Annotated in this window: 17 protein-coding genes; 8 read left to right on the forward strand and 9 right to left on the reverse strand. The window is 63.8% G+C overall.

Going from position 1 to position 20,439, the window contains the following annotated elements; translation table 11 throughout:
* Positions 1-8: 8 nt before the first annotated feature.
* The 5 genes from HOLFODRAFT_RS0213610 to HOLFODRAFT_RS0213630 all read right to left on the reverse strand — a co-directional run bounded on the left by HOLFODRAFT_RS0213610 (position 9) and on the right by HOLFODRAFT_RS0213630 (position 5,035).
* Positions 9-1,586, reverse strand: coding sequence for a hypothetical protein (locus tag HOLFODRAFT_RS0213610; RefSeq protein WP_005036221.1), 1,578 nt, complete (start codon positions 1,584-1,586; stop codon positions 9-11).
* Positions 1,587-1,639: 53 nt separating this feature from the next.
* Positions 1,640-2,590: a hypothetical protein gene (locus HOLFODRAFT_RS0213615; protein ID WP_005036224.1), complete on the reverse strand. Its 951-nt coding sequence runs from the start codon at positions 2,588-2,590 to the stop codon at positions 1,640-1,642.
* 322 nt (positions 2,591-2,912) lie between these two features.
* Positions 2,913-3,509: a non-canonical purine NTP pyrophosphatase gene (locus tag HOLFODRAFT_RS0213620; protein WP_005036226.1), complete on the reverse strand. Its 597-nt coding sequence runs from the start codon at positions 3,507-3,509 to the stop codon at positions 2,913-2,915.
* Position 3,510: 1 nt separating this feature from the next.
* Complete coding sequence (locus HOLFODRAFT_RS25565) at positions 3,511-4,512, reverse strand: ThiF family adenylyltransferase (protein ID WP_005036228.1); 1,002 nt, start codon at positions 4,510-4,512, stop codon at positions 3,511-3,513.
* Positions 4,513-4,576: 64 nt separating this feature from the next.
* On the reverse strand, positions 4,577-5,035 hold the full coding sequence (locus HOLFODRAFT_RS0213630; RefSeq protein ID WP_005036230.1) for a DUF6941 family protein: 459 nt from the start codon (positions 5,033-5,035) through the stop codon (positions 4,577-4,579).
* A gap of 102 nt (positions 5,036-5,137) precedes the next feature.
* Here HOLFODRAFT_RS0213630 and HOLFODRAFT_RS0213635 point away from each other — a divergent pair, with 102 nt between their 5' ends.
* The 5 genes from HOLFODRAFT_RS0213635 (at position 5,138) to HOLFODRAFT_RS0213655 (ending at position 12,912) form a co-directional block, all read left to right on the forward strand.
* Complete coding sequence (locus tag HOLFODRAFT_RS0213635) at positions 5,138-6,694, forward strand: bifunctional metallophosphatase/5'-nucleotidase (RefSeq protein WP_005036232.1); 1,557 nt, start codon at positions 5,138-5,140, stop codon at positions 6,692-6,694.
* Entirely contained in the window at positions 6,694-7,260 is a 567-nt protein-coding gene (locus tag HOLFODRAFT_RS0213640; RefSeq protein ID WP_005036234.1) for a thiamine phosphate synthase, read from the forward strand. Before HOLFODRAFT_RS0213635 ends, HOLFODRAFT_RS0213640 begins: the two co-directional genes overlap by 1 nt.
* 66 nt (positions 7,261-7,326) lie before the next feature.
* Positions 7,327-8,295: a serine/threonine protein kinase gene (locus HOLFODRAFT_RS0213645; RefSeq protein ID WP_005036237.1), complete on the forward strand. Its 969-nt coding sequence runs from the start codon at positions 7,327-7,329 to the stop codon at positions 8,293-8,295.
* A gap of 18 nt (positions 8,296-8,313) precedes the next feature.
* The gene (locus HOLFODRAFT_RS0213650; RefSeq protein ID WP_244432675.1) at positions 8,314-12,363 is read left to right on the forward strand and encodes a translocation/assembly module TamB domain-containing protein; all 4,050 of its coding nucleotides are present in this window, start codon (positions 8,314-8,316) and stop codon (positions 12,361-12,363) included.
* Between the two features lie 132 nt (positions 12,364-12,495).
* Complete coding sequence (locus HOLFODRAFT_RS0213655) at positions 12,496-12,912, forward strand: hypothetical protein (protein WP_005036241.1); 417 nt, start codon at positions 12,496-12,498, stop codon at positions 12,910-12,912.
* A gap of 7 nt (positions 12,913-12,919) precedes the next feature.
* Here HOLFODRAFT_RS0213655 and HOLFODRAFT_RS0213660 read toward each other — a convergent pair whose 3' ends face one another.
* The 3 genes from HOLFODRAFT_RS0213660 to murA all read right to left on the reverse strand — a co-directional run bounded on the left by HOLFODRAFT_RS0213660 (position 12,920) and on the right by murA (position 16,150).
* Positions 12,920-13,678, reverse strand: a complete 759-nt coding sequence (locus HOLFODRAFT_RS0213660) for a putative nucleotide-diphospho-sugar transferase (RefSeq protein WP_005036244.1) — start codon at positions 13,676-13,678, stop codon at positions 12,920-12,922.
* Positions 13,679-13,821: 143 nt separating this feature from the next.
* The gene (locus HOLFODRAFT_RS0213665; RefSeq protein ID WP_005036247.1) at positions 13,822-14,772 is read right to left on the reverse strand and encodes a ribose-phosphate diphosphokinase; all 951 of its coding nucleotides are present in this window, start codon (positions 14,770-14,772) and stop codon (positions 13,822-13,824) included.
* Positions 14,773-14,839: 67 nt separating this feature from the next.
* On the reverse strand, positions 14,840-16,150 hold the full coding sequence (gene murA / locus HOLFODRAFT_RS0213670; RefSeq protein ID WP_005036249.1) for a UDP-N-acetylglucosamine 1-carboxyvinyltransferase: 1,311 nt from the start codon (positions 16,148-16,150) through the stop codon (positions 14,840-14,842).
* 393 nt (positions 16,151-16,543) lie between these two features.
* On the opposite strand from murA, the gene HOLFODRAFT_RS0213675 reads away from it, so the two are divergent.
* From HOLFODRAFT_RS0213675 to HOLFODRAFT_RS21355, 3 genes are all read left to right on the forward strand, one after another.
* Entirely contained in the window at positions 16,544-17,908 is a 1,365-nt protein-coding gene (locus tag HOLFODRAFT_RS0213675; protein ID WP_005036251.1) for an LVIVD repeat-containing protein, read from the forward strand.
* Between the two features lie 189 nt (positions 17,909-18,097).
* Positions 18,098-18,871 carry a 5'/3'-nucleotidase SurE gene (surE, locus tag HOLFODRAFT_RS21350; RefSeq protein WP_005036253.1) on the forward strand — a complete coding sequence of 258 codons (774 nt, stop codon included), beginning with the start codon at positions 18,098-18,100 and terminating at the stop codon, positions 18,869-18,871.
* A gap of 48 nt (positions 18,872-18,919) precedes the next feature.
* Positions 18,920-19,528 (forward strand): hypothetical protein, encoded by a 609-nt coding sequence (locus tag HOLFODRAFT_RS21355; RefSeq protein WP_005036255.1) that lies wholly within the window; start codon positions 18,920-18,922, stop codon positions 19,526-19,528.
* A gap of 1 nt (position 19,529) precedes the next feature.
* Here HOLFODRAFT_RS21355 and HOLFODRAFT_RS0213690 read toward each other — a convergent pair whose 3' ends face one another.
* The gene (locus HOLFODRAFT_RS0213690; protein ID WP_052572565.1) at positions 19,530-20,303 is read right to left on the reverse strand and encodes a serine hydrolase; all 774 of its coding nucleotides are present in this window, start codon (positions 20,301-20,303) and stop codon (positions 19,530-19,532) included.
* Positions 20,304-20,439 lie beyond the last annotated feature (136 nt).

Below are 20,439 nucleotides of genomic sequence, written 5' to 3' on the forward strand. Positions count from 1 at the left end.
GCTGGACCTCAAACCCAACTCGTGATGCTGGACAGAGGGTCTGGCGATTTAGGGAAGACGTGACACTTGAAGCCGATGATCTGGGTGCCTGGGACCTTCATGGTCTGGGTCTCGCTATCGTAATGCCCCTCGAAGGAGCTCACTCCGCATGCGGAACTGCGCCCGGCGCTGCCTCCCAGGTGGATGGGGCCCAGGGAGAAGACTCCCATTTCGCTGGAGGAAGAGCTTCGCCAAGCACTGTGCGCCTCGCTGAAGCCCTGGGACTTGCCAAAGTAGATGTTCAAGTCCCGGACCAGGATCATGGACGTTGGGTAAGCGGGCAGGAGTCCTTGAGTCGGGGTGCCGCCATCGCTTGCAAATTGGCCTTTGGCCTCAGGGTTGTTCTGGTCCATGCGCCAGCACTTGCTCATCAGGAAAGCCGTCTTGAACCAGGGGCGCACGATGGGGATCTGAGCGATCTTGAAGCGCATGGTGAAGAGCTCGGAATCGAAGGAGACCTTGTTGTATTGGTCGCCGCTGGCGCTCCGGGTGCTGGCCCCTCCGCCAAAGATGCCAAGGAATCCACCTCCACCACTGGCACGGGAGAAACTCTGGCTATAGCTGGAATATGAGGAATTGTTGAAGTCCGAGGAGCTGAAGCCGAATTCGGTCCAGCCGGCCCTTTCCATGAAGTTCCCTGGCACCGCGGAGGTGTAGTAGAAGTCGCTTCCAGAGGCTGCCCCGGTGAGCCGAGCCTTCTCCAGGTCATCCCTGTATTCCTGCTTGAGAAGCGACATGTCCCGTTGCATGACCTGGTCGATGTAGGCCGCGATCTGCTCGTAGTCGTCCTTGTATCCGGTGGTTACCCAATCGTTCATCGCAGCCTTGACCTTGTTTCGGAGGACGCTGGCGTTGATGGCCCAGGCTTGGACAGCTCGTTGGTCCGCAGCGGCAAGAGCATCGATGCGCGCATTGTTGTAGTCCAGGGCCGCGCTCATGTAATCGGCCATCTTGGTGTGGTAGGCCTGGACCAGCGGGCTCGGCTCTGTGACCTGGACTTCGGAATCGTCGATCAGGTTCTTCTTGGTCTTGACAGTCTGCAACAGACCCCGGAACTTCTCGATCTTCTGCTTCGTTTCCGCAGGCAGTTCGGAGGCCATCACCTGGCTCATTCGGAGGATGTAGTTGTAGCGGTCGGACAGACTTCCCTCGTTGTTCATCACGCTCAATACGGAGAACTGGCTATTGGTGGCAGCGGCCAGATCGGGGACGAAATCCACGAGGCGGGCGAACTCTTCGGCTTGGAGCAGCATCCGGGCCGCATCGCTGCCCTTGATGGCTTCCAGCTGAGCCGGTGTAAGCTCGGGCTGGATGACGTTGCCGGCGGCGTCCCGCGTGCGCATCTGGTCCAATGCGTTCCTGCGGACCACACCCGTCAGGCCCTGCTGCATGAAACGGGCATCTTCGGGTTGGATGGGGATCCCGGGGGTGCACCAGCTGAAGAAGTTGTCCTCGGACTTGGGCACCGTATCGTCCCCATTGGTGAGGACGTTGTATACCTTGCCCATGATCTGGTTGAGCATCATTTCGGGAGCGACGAGCGACATGGTGGGTCTCCTTGGAAGGGGGGCGTGGTTGAACGCCGGGAGGTGCTCGGGGATCAAGCGAGATCTGCGATGACAGCGCCGTAGTAGTAATTGACGAAGACGTCCTGCGGGACGGCCAGACTGAGTTGGCTCTGACCGTTGGACCACGCCGACAGGAGTATGTCCCCCGCCTTGAACCGAGCCTGAGGACTGCTGTCATCTGCTGTTGCGACGGTGATACCGCTGAGGCTGACGATGTAGTGGTTCGGGAACTGGTTGAGGACGAACTGATCCACCAGTGGCTCCTTCAGGGCGGCGTGGAGCAGGTCCTCGTATACCAGCAGAGCGATGTCCCGCCCCTCGACATGCTCAAGTCCTTCTGCTTGGGGGATGCCTGCGGGGCTAAACCAATTGGCCTCGTTGCGAACCTTGCCATATATGCCAGTGGCACACAGCCAATCCGCAAGTTCCTCTGGGCGCGTGATCCCGGCTGCGGCCTGACTGGGGTCCCCAACCCAGCTTGGCTGCCAGAAGGGTTGGCCAGTGTTGCGAATGGCGCTGAGGATCATCCAGTCAGCCCCTGCTGTTCCGGCTCTGTCAGCGATCTGTGTGTAGTCCTGGGCCAGTAGATCCTGGCTGGGGGAAATGGCCAGACTTCCGATGGAACTGGACCCACTCTCGTAGAGCTCCGTGGCGAAGTGGGCGAATGCCACAGGATCTCGACCAGACCACATGAATACCAGCGCTGCGGGGCCGCAGAGATTGAGCCCAGCTTGTGTGATTTTCCGGTTCCCCCGGACTTCCCCAGTGGTGGCATCGACTTCAATAAGTTCCATGAGGCGATCGGCCACGGCGCTGCGTTCCAGGCCTGTCCAGGCTCCAGAACCCTCATCAGCGCGGAATTCTTCCACGATCTGCGCCGCTTCCACGGGGTCGGAAACCTGCCGCATGTCCCCAGAGCGGGCATCGGCCAATGCGACGTCCAATGCGCCCAGGTCTTGGAAGTAATTGTCAGTCCCGCCCATGATGTCCTCCTTATGGATGGCACATCATTACCACGGGGTGATCCTGTTGCAACAAAAAAATTATATTAAATCGTAATTGTTTGTATTTTACTAATCGTATCTTGTTTTTTGTACATTCTAACCATTTGTGTGCAGGCAGGTGGGTTCCAGCGTTGGCAACAGGCGTTTAGGGGCTTTCCGGATCTCTTGCTCATCTTTGGGGGGCCTGGGTTGAACGCCTCGGCTCTGGATCCGCAGGGGACCCTCGGGAGAGGGGCACGGTGAAACCCCTTATCTCTGCCCATTCGAGCCATCCTTCGCCCGCGGGGTTGTACTCACATGTCTACTGCGTCGGATTCTGCCCGAGCCGCTTCTTTAAGTCCCCCGCAGCTCTCCCCCGATGGCTGAGGGCGTGCTTGATGTTGCTGCCCAGCTCTCCGAAGGTCTGGTCATGGCCTTCGGGGATGAAGATGGGGTCGTAGCCGAAGCCGTCGGTGCCCCGGGGTTCGAAGGCCAGGGTGCCTTCCACGGCACCTCCCACGGTGAAGGGCGCTCCAGCGGTGGGGGCCAGGGCGAGGACGCAGACGAAGCGGGCGCTGCGGGCGGAGCCTTCGGGCAGCATGGAGAGGAGCAGGCGGTTCTTGGCGTCCTGGGACAGGTGATTGGCAAAGCGGGCTGACAGCACGCCGGGCCCGCCCCAGAGGGCGTCCACACAGATGCCGGAGTCGTCCGCCAGGAATCCATCCACGGGGGGCAGCCCCTGGGCCTTCCACCAGTCCCGGGCATAAGTGGCCTTTTGGAGGGCATTGTCCTGGAAGAATGCGCCGCTTTCGGGGATCTCCGGGGCGTCCGAAGGCCAGGGGATGAAATCGATGCTTGGAAGAAGTTCGTGGAACTCCTCCACCTTGTGGGCATTGCGGGTGGCGAGCAGCAGTCTCACGTCAGGCTCCGACGACTTCGGTGTACCAGCCCTTGGCCCGCTCGGGGGTCACGGGGCCGTGGACCAGGGCGCGGCCGTCCTTGAAGAGGGTGAAACGGAGTTCCCCCTCGGTGCCCGTGAGGGCCAGGCCCGAGTCCTTCCAGTCCCGGCCCGTGCGGGCCTCCAGGCGCGGCTTGAGGGCGGCGAGGTCGAGTTGGCGGGGCGGGTTCACGCGGATCTGGACCCCTTCCAGGCCGCAGAGGGAGGAGGCCTTGAGGGTCCACCGGGCATCCAGGAATTCGGTCACCTTGTCGGTGCAGAAGCGGCACCGGGTGGCCGGAGGCTGGATGAACTGGCGCTCGTTGTGCCAGAAGTCGAAGCGGGCCAGTTCGGGGTGGGGTTCCCGCCCCGTCAGGATCTTGATGGCCTCCAGCGCACCCCAGCTGGCGGCGATGCCCACGGCGGGGCCCAGGACCCCGGCGCTGTCGCAGGTGTCCACGTCCCCGCTGGCGGGGGGCTCCTCGATGAGGCAGCGCAGGCAGGGGGTCCGGGGCGGGTTCAGGGGCCACACCATGCCCTCGCCGCCGATGGCACCGGTGTAAATCCAGGGGGTGCCCGTGAGGATGGCCACGTCATTGATGAGGAAGCGGGCCTCGAAGTTGTCGGTGCCGTCCATGATCAGGTCGAAGCCCGCCAGCAGCTCCCGGGCGTTGCCGGAGGTCAGGTCTGCCACCTGGGCCACCAGCTCGATGGAGGAGTTGGCTTCGGCCAGGCGTTCCCGTGCGGCCTCGGCCTTGGGGCGTCCCAGGTCGCCCTCGCCGTAGAGGAGTTGGCGCTGGAGGTTGCTCAGCTCCACCAGATCCCGATCGATCAGGGTCAGGTGGCCCACGCCGGCCCGGGCCAGCCAGGAAGCCAGCACCGAACCCGTGGCTCCCAGGCCCACCACCGCCACCCGGCGGTCCCGGAGTCTGGCCTCGGGCTCACGGCCCAGGAAAATGCGCTGCTTGGCGTAACGGTCGATCATGGATGCGGATTCCAATGTGAAAAGGGCGGGCCGGAGCCCGCCCTTCCAGTGTAGCTTGGGCGCCTTAGTTGGCGGCGCCGACTCCCTGGGACTTCTCCCACTCGGCCTGGAGGCGCTGGGCGTCGGAGATGGCGAACTTGTAGACGTATTCGAAGCGATCGGCACCCTTGGTGAGGCTCATGATGACTTCGTAGATGCCCTCGGCGCTCACCTCGAAGGGGGAGGCGATGACATTGAAGGTGCCTTCCTTGGCGCCATCGGGGATCTGGACATCGGAATCCCGGATGATGTCCTTGCGGTCGCCGTTGGGGGCCACGATGGAGAAGCCGAACTTGAACTGGCCGTCCATGCGGGAGAAGCGGGTATAGAAGCACACCTTGGGGAGGACATAGCCCACCTGGGGCACCACGATGTGGTGATCATAAAGGCCCATGAGGGAGGTCTTGCCGCCGACTTCCTGGCGGATGTCGTCGCAAAGGAGGGTGAACTCGTGCTTGGGGGCCTTGATCTGGACTTCTTGCATGAATACTCCGGTTGAAGATGCGTTCTGGGTGAAGACCCAGTTTACTCCCAGCCCGGGTACCATCCAAGTTAAGGTTTTGTTGTCGTCGCTACTGGAGGCTTGGTGTTCCGTTGGCTTTTCATCCTCTTCCTGACTCTCGGCCTGGGGGCCGAGGAGCTGCGCATCCAGGTGCTGTGTACCGCCGATCTGCATGGCTGGGTGGCTTCAACGGACTGCTTCACGCTCCACCCCGTTCCCCAGGGCTGGGCCAAGGTGGCCACGCTCATCCGGGGCCTCAAGGCCTCCAATCCCAACACGCTCCTGGTGGATTGCGGGGACGCCCTCACGGGTGATCCCATGGACTACGTGCGCCAGGCGACCCGTCCCGATCTGGCTGAGCCCAATGTGGCCATCATGAATTCCCTGGGCTATCACGCCATGGCCGTGGGGAATCAGGATTTCATGTTCGGCTTCCCGTACCTGCGCTCGATGGAGGAGCAGGCCCAGTTCCCCTTCCTGGCGGCCAATCTGGTGCTTCCTGACGGCAAGCCTGCCTTCACGCCCTACGCCAAGGTCGAGTTCGGCGGAGTCTCCGTGGCTGTCCTTGGCTTGGCCACCACCCTTCCGAGTCAGCTCGGGGATTTTCCGTCCCTGGGGGATGTCCGGGTGGCCGATCCCCTGGCTACCGCCCGCGCTCTGGTGCCCCGTCTTCGCCAGAACGAGAAGGTTGATCTGGTGATCCTGGCTCTGCATGGTGCCCTTCCCCTGAAGGAAGCGATCCCGGGTGTCGATCTCATCCTCATGGCCCACGGGAACCAGTCCCAGGTGGGAGGGATCCCGGTGATCCATCCCCGTTCCTACGGCCGGGAGGTGGGCGTTGCGGATTGCATCCTCCACAAGGACTGGGGCCGCTGGAAGGTCCGGTCCCTGACGACGAGGCTGGTTCCGGTGGGGGCTGAGACCCAGGACGACCCCCAGGTGATGGAGCTGACGGCTCCCCTGCGGGTGGCTACGGATGCTTACCTGAACACCTTCGCCACCCAGCTGGAGGTGGACCTGGACGGCCGCTGGGCCCGCATGGAGGATGGCCCGCTGCTCCAACTGCTGCACACCACCATGCGTAGCGCCACTCGGGCCCAGATCACAGCGGTGCCCTCCCCCTCGCCCTCCCTCTTCATTCCCAGGGGGGCCACCTCCGTCCGCCAGTTCTACGCGATCCTGCCGACAGAGCAGCGGGTTGCCCGGATCCGGATCACGGGGGCCCAGCTCCGGGCCTACCTGGAGCACGCTGCCCGCTACTACAATTTCTCCCACCTGCCCGAACTCATCAACAAGGCGGTGCTTCCCTCGGACTTCGATGTGCTGGATGGGGTGAACTATGCCCTGGACATCTCCCGCCCGCTGGGGAACAGGGTGGTGACCCTGAACTACCAGGGGCAGCCGGTGAAAGACAGTCAGGAGTTCACACTGGCTGTCTCGGAGCGCCGCCTGAACGGGAAGGGTGGCTATATGGAGGCCATCGCCTTCAGGGGGCAGGCGGAATGGGTGAGCGAGGCTTCCTGGCGGAATCTGCTCCTCGCCCATGTGTTGGGGCGTCCGGCCCTGAATCCCGTGCCCACCCGCCAGTGGCGGATCGTCCCCGCCCTGGATCGGGAGCGGGTCATGGCCCAGGAACGCTGATGTTCCTGTTGGCCATCAGTCCGGGAGAGGGTTTCGATCCCCCCAGGTGGGAGCGGGTGATCCACAGTGGCATCGACGGCCTGATGATCCGGGAGAAGGCAATGACTCCCAGGGCCCTGCTGATCCTGGCCCGGTGGGTGCGCGCCCAGCGCCCGGAGCTGGAGCTGTGGGTGAATGGTCGCCTGGATGTGGCCCTGGCAGCTGGGTGCGGGCTGCACACACCCGAGTGCTATCCGCCGGTTCCGCCGGGACTTCTGCCCATCTCCCGTCCGCTTCACAGCCTTTCCCAGTTGCCGGAGCGCATGGAGGCCCGGCAGATCCTGGTCTCCCCGGTCTTCTCGGTGCCTGGGAAGGGCCCCGAGCTGGGGGTGGGCGGGCTCCATGCGGTCCTGGATGGCCTTTCCACCTACGGCGGGCGGGTTCTCGCCCTGGGGGGCATCCGGGCATCTCGCATTCCGGGCCTACGGCACCCCGGCCTTTCGGGGCTCGCCGCCATCCGGGTAGTGTGGGAAGCTCCGGACCCGGCGGTGGAGGTTCTCCGGATGCGGGAGGCCTGGGAAATCTGATCCACCTTTTTTTCCTGCTCTCCCCGGTTTCACGGCATTCTTACTCAAACACTGGAGCCATCCCTCGTGCTTTCCAAAGACCAGATGCTGGGCAAATACCAGATCCTGGACCGTCTCGGTGCCGGCGGTTTCGGGACGGTCTACCTGGCCAAGGACACGCTCCTGAACCGGCGCGTGGCCCTCAAGGTGCCCCACCACCAGGGGGACGAGCAGGGGCTGCTCCAGGAACCCCGCATCATGGCCGCCCTGAAGCACCCCAACATCGTCGAACTGATCACGGTGGAGCGGCAGGGTGAGACCTTCTTCATGGTCATGGAATACATCGATGGGGAGAGCCTGGACCGCCTCGTGAGGCGCGAGCGCACCCTGCCGCCGGGACGGGCCCTGGATATCGCCATCGATGTCTGCTCCGCCATCCAGTTCGCCCATTCCCAGCAGGTGCTCCACCGGGATCTTCGACCCGCCAATATCCTCATCACCAAGGAGGGGGTGGCCAAGGTTACGGACTTCGGCACGAGCCGGATCCTTGAGATGCAGCGGGATGGCTTTGCCCGGACCCGCATCGGCAGTCCTCCCTACATGGCTCCCGAACACTTCCGGGGCCGGGCCGTCTTCCAGAGCGATCTGTGGAGCGTGGGCATCTCCATCTACGAGATGCTCACCGGGACGGTGCCCTTCTACGACGCCGATCCGGTGAAGATTGCCCAGGCCCTCCAGAACACCCCCATCGTCCCCCCCCACTGCAAGAATCCCGCGGTTCCCCGGACCCTCTCCGAGGTTGTCATGAGGGCCCTGTCGGTGAACCTTGGGGATCGCTACCTTTCCGCCCAGGAGTTCCTCAAGGCGCTCTTGGGGGTCCGGGAGCAGATGGGCCGGGAGACCCGCCCCCTGGGGGGGCTGCCCTCACCCTCCCGAACGCCCGTGGCGCCGCGACCCGCCGTCATGGTCAAGACCCAGCCACGCTTCTGCTGGAACTGCTACAAGCCCCTCCCCCGTCTGGCCCAGGTCTGCCCGGGCTGTGGCGAGAAGAACTGAGGGAGGCTGGACGTGGGGATGGCGGCCGTCCGGAAAATCTGGGGTCGGCGCGGGTTCCGCCGGATGGTCTACGTCCTGGCCGCGGGAGCCGTGGTCCTTGAGGGGGCTTCCTGGACCCTGCAGCGGCCTTTCTTCTCCCACTGGGTTTCGGCCCGGGTGGGGCGACTCCTCCAAGAGGAGACGGGACTATCCTTCCAGGCGGAAGATCTGGAATTCCATCTGCTGGAAAGCCGATTAATAATTAATAATTTCTCAATTGGGGGCAGGCTCCTCCAGGCCCGGAGGCTGGACGTTCAGGTCCACCTTCTCACCCTCCTGAGCCGATGGCCCAGGATCCGCTATGTACACCTGGAGGGGCCCAGGATCGAGCTGGATCGGGAAACTCTGGGCCAGATCCGACTCAAACCCCGCCCCAAGTCGGCCACCACCCCCCAGGTCTATCTGGGGGAGTTCCGGATCGAGGACGCCCGTTTGACGGTTCGCGAGCCTTCCTGGGGGGTTCCCCGGGTGGAGGCCTTCTTCCGGGCCAGCGGGTACGGCCAGGGGGCGAATCGGGTGGAGACCCGTTTCCAGGCCTCCCGGCTTGAGGTGGGTGCGGGGGCCATCGCCCAGCAGGGCTCCCTGGGGCTGCAGGCGAACCTCTCGGAACAGGCCGTGGAAATCCGGAAGGGCGGACTTCAATTGGGGCAGTCCAGACTCCAGCTGGAGGGGCGATACGAAATCAAGCCCCAGCGCCTCCTGGCCTCCCTGGACGGGCATCTCGACCTTGGGCAGGCCGCCGCCCTGGCTCCCAAGGGTGAGTGGAGCCGGATCGAGGGGGGGGCGGACCTGAAGGCCAGATTCGCCGGAACTCGCGAGCGGCCCACCTGGACCCTGGCCCTCAGTGGGAAGGACTTGTCCCTGCCCGTTACGGGCCTGGGACCCTCCACGTTACGCCTGGAAGCCCAGGGGACGGCCTCCCAGGCCAAACTGGAGCGGCTTGAGGTGGAGGCTCCTGAGGGGAAGGCCGAAGCCGAGGGTGAATGGCGACGTGAGAGTGGGACCGATCTGCGGGTGAAGGCCGAGGGGGTGGGGCTGGCGCCCCTGGTGCCCCTGACCAGGTTCGAGAGTCTGCGGCAGGCCCAGGCGAGCCTTCAGGGGGAGCTCCATCTCCCCGGATCTCCCTGGTCCCTGCCCCGCCTGGACCAGGTGCGCGCAACCTTCCAGGGTTCTGTCACACGCCAGGGGCGGCCTGTCGGGAAGGTGGATCTGGCCCTGGATCAGGGCAACCTGCGCCTGGATGATCTGGCGTTGGACCTGGAGGATATTCGCCTTGCCGGGAGTGCCACGGCAAGACTCGGGCCCAAGGGGCTCATGGGCCTCAGCGCCGCCGGGGAGGTTCAGACCGACGCGGCCCAGGTGGCCCGGAACCTCTCTGCCTGGAAGCTGGTGGACCTGGACATGGCTGGGGCCGTCAAGGCAAGGGCTGAGGTCTCCTGGAGCCCCGGCACCGGTCTGGATCTCGCCGGTCACGTCGATGTAGAGAGCCCGCGCTGGCACGGTGCCAGGGTGGATCGTCTCTCCACCGAGGTGTCCATCCGTGGGAGTGAACTGCGGCTCGATGGGATCTCCTTGGCCAAGGGGGAGGGCCGGGGCGGGGGTGAGCTCTGGCTCACCTGGGCCGACCTGCCCGAGGGCAGTTCCCAGATCGATATGTGCTACTGGGCCGACCGCCTTCCGGTGAGGGAGGGGCTCCTGGCCGGAGATGTGGATTCCGTGCGGGTGGATGGTACCGGATCCGGATGGGCGAGGCTCCACGGCCCTTTCCGCAGCATCCTTATGGAAGGGCAGGCCCAGGCCGTGAAGGCCGAGGTCTACGGCCTGTCGATCCCTGCGGTTTCGGCCCAATTCCGTATGGACATTGCTAGCGGCCGCTTTGAGATCCGGGATCTTCGGGTGGCGGAAGGCCTCGATGCCCTCGGGCAGGACGAGGCGCCCCCCAGGGGACTTCTGGCTCTCCAGGGGTGGCTGGACATGGATCTGGAGCGTCTCCGCTGGCATGGAGCCCTGAAGGGACCTGTGGACTCCAAAGTGTTGGGCCTGAGCGGTGCTCGCTTCCTGGGTCAAATGGATGCCAAGCTGGAGGGACCCATGGTGAGCCCCATGGGACCCGTCGCGGTCCCGAGCCTCACGGTTTCCCTGACCCGAGGGCGGGCCTTCCTGGGAACCCAGAGTCTGGAAGGACTGGAAGGGGGCGTGGAGCTCGCCGAGGGAGCACTCCTCGGCTGGTTCGGCATGGAGGGGAAGGCCGGGCCCTTCGCGCGGGTGCACGCCTTCGGTTCCGGGGAGAACCTGATCGGCGCCGTTGATCTCCAGGTCAACGCCGAGACCGCGGATACCCCCCACCTTGCTGCGCGCTTGACCCGGGATGCCCTGAAGGATGCTCGGGTGGACCTTAAGGCAGAGGGGGCCTGGGACCGGGACGGTCTCCATTGGAAGGGGCGCCTGGACCGTTTCGAGGGGCATTTCGAAGGGCTGGATCTGGTGCAGACCCAGCCCTCCCGCCTTGCGGGTGACGGGGAGGGCCTGGGCTTGGATCTCGCCCTCAAGGGCTTCCCCGTGGATCCACAGGGGCGCCCCCTGGCTACCGGCGGAGCAGAAGTTCAACTCTCCGGCTGGGCTCCCTTCCTGAAGGAGAATCCCCTCAAGCTCAGCCTGGGGGGCAGTGCGGATCTCACGGACCTCAAGGTGCTGCTGGATCGCATCTTTCAGCCAAGTCCGTACAGCCTGCTGGCAGACCTGAAACCTTCTGGGAATGCCCAGTTTGCCCTGACCCTCAACGGCACCTACACGGACCCCATGCTGGATGGCCACCTGGGGCTCAAGGGGGGGCGCCTCCACGTCCGGACTTATCCCCAGAGCATCGAGAACGTGGATTTCACCGTGCGTTTCAAGGGCCGGGAGATTTGGATGTCAGCCGAAGAGCCCCTCCGGGGGACCCTGGCCCAGGGTGATCTCAAGGCCTGGGGCAAGGCCACTTGGCAGATGGGAGGGCTTTCGGACTACGCTCTGGATGCCCGATTGGAGGGCTTCCAGTTCCGGGACATCCCCGAGGGCTTCGAACTCCAGGGGAGCCTGGAGGCCGCCCTGAAGGGCAATGATAGGGAGGGCGGTCGCCTGAAGGGGAGACTCTGGGCCAAACACATGCTCTACCGCGCTGACCTGGATCTCACGGATCTGATCCTCTCGGGCGCTCTGGGGAGCACCAGTACGGGGCTGGGTCTGGATCCAGACGATCCCCTGGCTCGCATCGACCTGGACCTGGACCTGATCCTGGAGGAGCCCTGGCAGTTCGAGACCAACCTCCTGAAGCTCCAGGGGCGTCCCGTGGGGAGCTTCAAGGTTCTGGGCACCGCTGCCCGCCCTGGCCTCCGGGGGAAGATGGACTTCCTGCCGGGAGGCCGCCTCACCAACTTGCTCCCGGCTGGGGATATCGTGCTGGAAAGGGGTTCCATCGACTTCACGGACCCGAGGGTCTTCAACCCGGTGTTGAACCTCCAGGGGCGGGTGGATGTGTCGCCCTATGTGGTGAACCTGTCCATCAACGGCAGCCTCAACCAGCTCAGCATGAACCCTACCTCCACGCCCTCCCTGCGGCAGGATGAGATCGTGGCCATTCTCATCGACCCCTCCACCGCCTCCACCATCGGCACCGCCACCGGGCCTTCGTCCCAGAGTGTCATGAGCTATGGCCTGGCCAGCACCACCTCTGGGCTTCTGAGCTCCCTCACCATCGCCAGCTTCCAGGAACGGGTGCGCAAGATCTTCAGCCTGGATCGGGTCAACGTCTCCCTGCGGCCCAGCTCCACCGGCACTGCTGAGACCAGTGTGACCCTGGGGAAGAGCCTCGAGGCCCTGGGAGGTGCTCCCATCCTCCTCAACTACCGCAAATCCGGCAATGATGTAACCACCAGTGGCCAAATGGAGTGGCGCCTGGGCAACCTAGTGCTTCAGCTCGGTGCCAGCTCAAGCAGCACCAATGGCCTCAGTCCGTCCGGCGAGATCCGGCACACCTGGAGTCCGAGGTGAGGTTGAAGGGAAAGATCCAACACAGAGGGCACAGAGGATAAAAAGAGAGGGCACAGAGGAAAGAAAACCCGGGTATCGGGTTCCTGTGATGCCTCAACTGACCGATGCGCCGATCCAGACAAGCGAGACCCTATGGCCCAACCCAGCCCCAAACTTCAACAGATCGCCAAGGACTTCCAGCAGATCGCCACCATGGCGGGCTTCCTGAACAGCGCCTTTGATGCCCCCCAGTTGCGGCTTCTCTTCACCCTCTATGCCCGGGTGACGGTGAGGGACGAGGTTGAGGGGCAGGCCATCCTCCCCCAGCTCCAGACCTGGTGCGACCGATTGAGCGTGAACCTGCGGGAGGCCAGTTCCAGTGCCGTACTCCCTCCCCAGGTCAACTATGCCCCGCCCCAGCTCCTGCCCAATGGCGAGGCCTGGTACGTGGTGGCCACGATGACCTTCAACACCAAGGTCACGGAGAACAGCTACCAGCGGGTCCGCTCGGCGGTCCTGGCCGCCTATCAGGCGGCGGCGGCTCTGCGGGAAAAGGGGCTGCCTGAGTAGGCGCCTTCTACTGCACAGCCCTTCCGCGGAAGTCTGCCTCCCGGTTCCTGGTGAAGATCCTTCGGGCCAAGCTGCGAAGAACCGAGGAGATCTTTCTTTGGTGGGCTGCCCGGATTGTCCTGATGGCCTCGAACTGGTTCAGTTTCTCGGCGTTCGTCCTGCAGCAGACCGCGTGGTGAAACCAGGCATCGGAGATGACTGGCGGCGCTGCCAATCCCCAGATGACCTTGTCCGTGTCGATGGTGTCGAACCTGACCTCGTGGGCACCACTTCGCAGGGCCTCGGAGAAGGCCGTCTGGTCAGCAAAAGGCAACTGCTCCTCGGCGATCCGGCCTGAAATGGATTCAAGCAGCCTGGCCACCTCCTCCGTGCAGCGGATTACGATGAAACCGGCATTGACGGGCGGCACCTCATTTGATAATTCTCTCATAAAAAGCAGATCCAGGTTGCGCGCATTCATCAGTTGACCGAGATCCGCTTCGAGGAAGGGCGGAAAGAACTGAATGTCGACGTCGCTGGAGATGATGAACTTTCCGGGATGGGTCCGGACTTGGCTCAGAACGAAGCGCAACTTCTCCTGGATGGCGAAGTACCACGACGGCGTCTGGAAGCCTTTGGCGTCGAAGTCCGAGTCATCATAGAACTTCGTGATGATCTGTTCCGCTGGATAGCCGATGTCCTCCAGGGATTTCCTGAAAACGGAGTAGACGTCCCGATAGCCTTCGGAACAGACGGAATAGATTGCCAGTGAGGCATTTGACTGCATGTTCATTCCGTGAAGTATGAAAGCTGTCTCTTGATGTTGTCAAAGCGTTGCGTTGCATGGGCGGCTTGCACGGAGACGCAAAGAGCGCGGAGAAAGGCAGGTCTTCTGCTCTTCTCCGCGCCCTTCGCGTCTCCGCGTGAAACCTACGGCTCCAGGATCTCGCTGATGCTGCGACCCCCGTGGATGCGCAGGATGGCGTCCCCGAAGAGGGCCCCGGTGCTGAGCACCCGGAGGCTGGGGATCAGGGCGCGCTTCTCGTGGGGGATGGGGATCGTGTCGGAGACCACCAGCTCGTCCAGCTCGGCGCTGCCCAGGGTCTCGTAGGCGCCGCCGGAGAAGACGGCGTGGGTGACGCCCACCCGGACGGTCTTGGCGCCGAACTGCCGGAGGATCTTGGCGGCCTCCTTGATGGAGCCGCCGGTGGCGATCTCGTCATCGAAGACGATGGCGTCCTTGCCCTTCACATCGCCGATCAGGGCCACGCTCTGTGCCTGCTCGGAGTCGTCGAAGCGGCGCTTGTCGATGATGGCCATGGGCAGGGAGAGACGCTTGGCGAAGGAGCCCGCCAGCTTGGCCGCCCCGGCATCCGTGGCCACTACCACGCTGTTGGAGACATCGGAATTGCGGAAGTGTTGGACCAGAATGGGGTTGGCCGATAGCTGATCCGCGGGCACCCGGAAAAAGCCCAGGGTCTGGGGGGCATGGAGGGTCATGGTCAGCACCCGATCTGCACCGGCGGTCTGGAGCAGATCCGCCATCAAGCGGGAGGTGATGCTAATGCGCGCCTCGTCCTTCTTATCGCTGCGGGCATAGGGGAAGTAGGGCAGTACTGCCGTGATGCGGGCCGCGGAAGCGAACTTGAGGGCGTCGATCATGATCAGCATTTCCATCAGGTGGTCGCTGACGGGGGGGGTGCTGGTCTGGACCACGAAGACATCCGCCTCGCGGACGCTCTCTTCGATCTTGACCTTGATGTTTTCGTTGGAGAAACGGGTGATGCGGGTCTTGCCGAGGGGCATTCCGATCCTGGCTGCAATGGATGCCGCCAGCTCAGGATGGCTGGTGCCTGAAAAGACCTTCATTTCTCCGAACATGGTTCCCCCGTCTGTTGAAAAGTTTAAGCGATTCGTATCCCTGGGTGGGATGGGCAATGACAGCAGCCTAGACTTTGCCGCCTCCAACCCGCTCGATCCGGGCTCCGAGATTGCGCAGCTTGCGCTCGATGCCGGCGTAGCCCCGGTCCAGATGGTAGATCCGATCGACCTCGGTGCGCCCTTGGCCCACCATTCCGGCGATCACCAGGGCGGCACTGGCGCGAAGGTCCGTGGCCATGACGGTGCATCCCGTGAGGGGTGCCGGTCCTGCCACGATGGCGGTGCTCCCGTCGATGCGCAGGTTGGCTCCCAATCGCTCCAGTTCCATGGCGTGCTGGAACCGGTTCTCGAAGATGGTCTCCCGGATCACGCTGATACCCGCGGCCTGCGTCATGACCGCCATGGCCTGGGCCTGGAGGTCCGTGGGGAAGGCGGGGTAGGGTCCGGTGATGATGTCCTTGGCGTAGAGCTTCTGGCCGCAGTCGCGCTGGATCCGGAGCTGGGTGCCGTTGGGGCCCTCCCGCTCCGTGAAGGCGCAGCCGGAGCGCTCCAGGAGGTCGATGAGGCTGCGGATGTGATCAGGCACCACCCGCTCCAGGACCACATCCCCGCAGGCGGCGGCCACGGCGCAGAGGAAGGTCCCCGCTTCGATGCGGTCGGGGATGATGTCGTGTTCGCATCCGTGGAGCACTTCCACGCCGTGGATCGTGAGGACGGGGGAATCGATGCCCTCGATGCTGGCCCCCATGGCCACGAGGAGCCGGGCCAGGTCCCCGATCTCGGGCTCCTGGGCCGCGTTTCGCAGGATGGTCGTTCCTGAGGCCATGGAAGCGGCCATGAGGACATTCTCCGTGGCCCCAACACTCACCTTCTCGAAGGTGTGGTCGATGCCCTTGAGGCGCCCGCCCGGCACCTGGGCTTCCACATAGCCATGATCAATCCGGATCTCGGCCCCCATGCGCTCCAGGGCCTCCAGGTGCAGGTTCACGGGGCGGGCTCCGATGGCGCACCCTCCGGGCAGGCTCACCGAGGCCCGACCGAAGCGGCCCAGCAGGGGACCCAGCACGAAGAATCCGGCTCGCATGGTCTTCAGGAGTTCGTAGGAGGCCTTCAGTTCAGCCGTCTCCAGGCCCTCGGCCTTGAGGACGGCGGAGAACTCGAAGCCTTCATCATCAGGCTCGATCTCTGCCTGGCTCCCCATGGACTGGAGCACCTTGATCATGGTGCGGATATCCGAGACGGCGGGCAGGTGGCGAAGCCTCACGGGTTCCGCCGTCAACAGGGTGGCGGCAATGCAGGGCAGGGCAGCGTTCTTGGCCCCCGATACCGGCACCCTTCCCTTCAGGGGGGTACCACCTTCAATCACCAACCGATCCATTCCGGCTCCGACCACAAACCTCCAGTCTAAAGCCCGGAGGCTTGAAGATCACGCCTTTATCCGTCCATGTTGGGGTGTGGGCCGAAAAAGGACGCCGACCCCTGAGCGTGGGGTAGCCTTTGCCTGCCTGTCCGGCGGAGCCGCCGCCCTCTGTTCTGTTTGTGATGTCGGTCACGGCGGGCGTGATTGCTAGTATCTGCGGGGCAGTCGACCCTTATGCCCGGCATCCTGAAAGCGCCTGGGCCTGGGGACGCCTCCAGGGTCATTACGGTGCGACACGGGGGGGTCTATTCTGTTCCGAGTCCTTTGCCCGCTTCGACCGGATGCCTTGTCATCAGGGCGTGCTGTTCCCCGTCGCAATCCTTACCAAACAAACCCAAGGAGGTCCTGCTCATGACGGTACCCTTTTATGCCAAGAGCCCTGACAACAAGGGCTACATCAAGAACATGGACGTGGTCGGCTTCAGCGACCTCGGCGGGGTCATGGCCTTCCAGATGGCCCTCTACAAGACCCCCGAGGGCAAGTACTACATGTACTGCGGCTCCTTCAAGGGCGCGGGCTGGACGATCATCGATGTGACCGATCCCTCCAAGCCCCGCCACGTCAAGTTCTTCGAGGCCTGCGATCCCAACGAATACAGGAAGCAGTCCACCCCCAAGATCCAGGTGGCGGACGGCCTGATGATCGCGGCCCTGGGCGGCGGCATCCCCTTCCTCCACGGCTGCAAGCACGAGGATAAGAGCATCGGCGGTCTTCGGATCTACGACCTCAAGCAGGACCCCGAGAACCCCAAGCTGCTGGCCCACTGGGACTCCGGCGTCGCCAACGGCATGGGTGTGCACCGCTTCCACTACAACGGCGGCCGTTACGTCTACCTCTCTTCGGATTGCCAGGGCTACATTGGCCAGATCATGCGCATCCTGGACATCATCGATCCCACCAACCCCGTGGAAGTGGGCCGCTGGTGGATGCCCGAGCAGTTCGCCGACGGCATGGAGGACGGCACCTACCCCGTGGGCCACGCCGCCGAGAAGGATTGGCCCCAGCTCCACGGGCCTCCCTATGTGCAGGATGGCAAGGCCTACTGCGGCTATTGGGCTGGCGGCGGCGTGATCGTGGACGTCTCCAACGTGACCCGCCCCAAGAAGCTGGGCCAGATCATGGTCAAGCCCCCCTTCGGCGGCAAGCTGGCCGGTGCCCGCTGTCACACCTACCTGCCCCTCCGGGGCCGCAACTATGCTGTCCTGAGCAACGAGGGCGAGCGCTTCCCGGTCTTCAGCAAGGAGAAGATCGAGAAGAGCGCCCACCCCGGCATCCAGCCCATGAACAACCTCCACATGATCGACGTCTCCAATCCTGCCGATCAGGTGCTGGTGGCCGAGTTCCCCTATCCCGAAGTTCCTGCGGACTTCCCCTACAAGAACTTCAACACCGCCGGCCTGGGCTGCCAGGGCCCCTTCGGCCCTCACAACCTCCACGAACCCATGGGCAAGCCCTGGCTGGAGGACAACCCGAACCGGGTCTACTGCTGCTACTTCCACGCAGGCATGCGGGTGTATGACGTGACCGATCCCTTCTACATCAAGGAGATTGCTTACTTCATCCCCCCCAATCCCGAGAAGACCCTCTTCGACGTCGAGATCCCCGGCCCCATGCTGGGCACCGCCGAGGACTGCGTGGTGGACGACCGCGGATACATCTACATGGACACCTTCCATGACGGAATGTACATTCTGCGTGTGAAGGAAGGCGTCTAGCCTCTCCTACACAGACGTGATGGTCGGGCTTTGCCCGGTCACCACGTGGGGGTCAAAGGGGGGACATCGCGAGCGCAGCGAGCAGGCGGTCCCCCCTTTCATGGCAGACTCCGGGAGCGGCCCATCGGGCCGCTCCCGCTTTTTTTGGGCGGCATCCCACGGTGGGCGCTGAACGGATAGGATAGGCCTATGCATGATCGACTGATTCTCGTCACCAACGATGATGGCCTCTGGTCCCCCGGACTCGAAACCCTGGCCGAGGCGGCCTCGCGCTTCGGACGCGTGGTGGTGGTGGCCCCGGACCGCAATCGAAGCGCTATCTCCAGCGCCATGAGTCTGCACAACATCCTGCGGGTCCACGAACTGGGGACCGATCGCTATGCCTGCGATGGCACCCCTGTGGACTGTGTCCTGGTGGGGATCCGCTCCCTCTTCGGGCGATCCCCCGATTGGGTCCTGTCCGGCATCAACAATGGCTTCAATCTGGGGGAGGATGTCTTCTATTCGGGCACGGTCGGCGCCGCCTTCGAGGGCTGCCTCCAGGGAGGCCGGGCCGCCGCCTTCTCCATGGATCTTGAGGCGGACCACGCGGTGGCTGGGCGCTGGATCGAGCGTTTCCTGAGCCGTTGGGAGAACCTGGAACTCCCTCCGAATCGCATCTGGAACCTGAATATTCCCAAGGGGGAACCCCTGGGTTTTCGGATGGCGGGGCAGGACAATCGGAAATACCACGACTCCGTGGAGCGTCGCCTGGACCCCCGGGGTCTTCCTTACTACTGGGTCGGGGGCGAGATGGGGCCGGTCTACTCCCGGATGCCCGGGAGTGACGCCGAGGCCATCCAGCAGGGCTGGATCTCCCTGACCCCCCTCCGCCTGGACCTGGCCTGCCCGGAGCTCATGGCCAGGGCTGGGGAGACGGAAGTGCTGCTCAACCAGGACGGGGCCTCGAATATCCCGGGTTGACCCCCTTCCTGGGCTGGCATATCCTTCCTCCACCCTTCGGAGGAAAAAATGAAAAAAACGCTGCTGGCTCTCGCCGTCTGCGCAGTTATGCCCATGGCTGCCCAGGATTCCCATTCCTGGAGCTCTGGGCAGGACGAAACCTATCCCGTCAGCCGCGGGGAATCGAGTATGGATTCGGGTCGCCGCGCTGCGCCCCGTCCAGCCCAGAGGGACTCCGAAGCCACGCCTCAAGGGCCCAACCTGGATGTCCACTTCCTCCAGGCCGACGAGTATCTGATCACGCTGGAGCCTTACAAGGCCGGGAGCGGGTGGCAGACCGTGTACATCGCCAAGCTGGTGACCCCCGCCAGCGCTGCCACCAAGCAGGAGGCGGAGTTCTTTATCATCAATGCCAGCAAGAAGGGCGAGAAAGTCTGGACCAAGCACTATGCCCTGACTCGACCCGCCACTTCTGCCGACCTGAAGCTGGGTGCGGTCGCCTATGCCTTGGATGGAAACTGCGAAGGTGACATCTACCAGGGACCGGGCACCCGGGAGGATAACCTGCACTACAGCTGGTTTGTGGGGACCATCAACGATGACTCCAACCTCTACAAGGGCTACCTTGCCCTGTCGGGGTACAAGGTGAAGCCCTCCGCCCTCAGGGTCCGGCAATAGCCTAGGACCTGCTCTCGATCCACTGCCGGATCCGGTTGGCATCGCCGAAGTGGGTGAGCTTTCCGGGAGCCTTCAGGAGCACGATGAAGACCTGTCGCGAAGCGAGCTTTGCCTGCATGACCAGGCAATGGCCCGCTTCGTCGATGAAGCCGGTCTTGGACAACCCGATCTCCCAGTTCCCGCCGCGCACCAGGCGGCTGGTGTTGATGAAGTGCAGGTAGCGGGAACCGCTCTGCAGTTCGCTTTCCGTGTAGGTGCTGTCCCTTCGGATCTCGGGGTAGTGGTTGTAGGCGATGCGCACGAGCTGGACCAGATCCCGGGCGCTGGAGACGTTTCCCTCCCCCAGACCTGCGGGGTCCACATAGTGGGTGTGGCTCAGGCCCAGGGCCCTGGCCTTGGCGTTCATGGCGGCCACGCATGCTCCCAGGCCGCCGGGGTAGGCGTGGCCCAGGGCGTTGGCTGCGCGGTTCTCACTGGCCATGAGGGCCAGCTTCAGGGCTTCCTTCCGGGGCAGGCGGGTGCCCAGGGGCAGGCGTGAGCGGCTGTGGCGAAGGACATCCAGATCCTGTCGGTCGATCAGGAGCTCCTCATCAGGGCTCTGGCGAGCGTCCAGGATGACCATGACGGTCATGAGCTTGGTGATGGAGGCGATGGGCAGGACGGTGTCCGGTGCCTTTTCCACAAGGTCCCGGCCTGTCTGCTGGTCTTGCACCAGGGCTGATGCACTGCTCAGGACTAGGCGCTGGGGGGCAGGCTGGGGCAGCTTGCGCTTCACCCTTTTCGCCTGCTGTCGCCTGGGCGCTGCATGATGGGCGGGTTTGGCCTTCTTGTGAGCCTTTCTTGGCTTCGCTTGGGCTGGGCAAAGGGAGAGGATTGCTCCCAAAGCAATAACCACGAACCGACCCGCCAAT

Origin of the sequence: Holophaga foetida DSM 6591 (genome assembly GCF_000242615.2) — a bacterium.
GTDB classification, from domain to species: Bacteria; Acidobacteriota; Holophagae; order Holophagales; family Holophagaceae; genus Holophaga; species Holophaga foetida.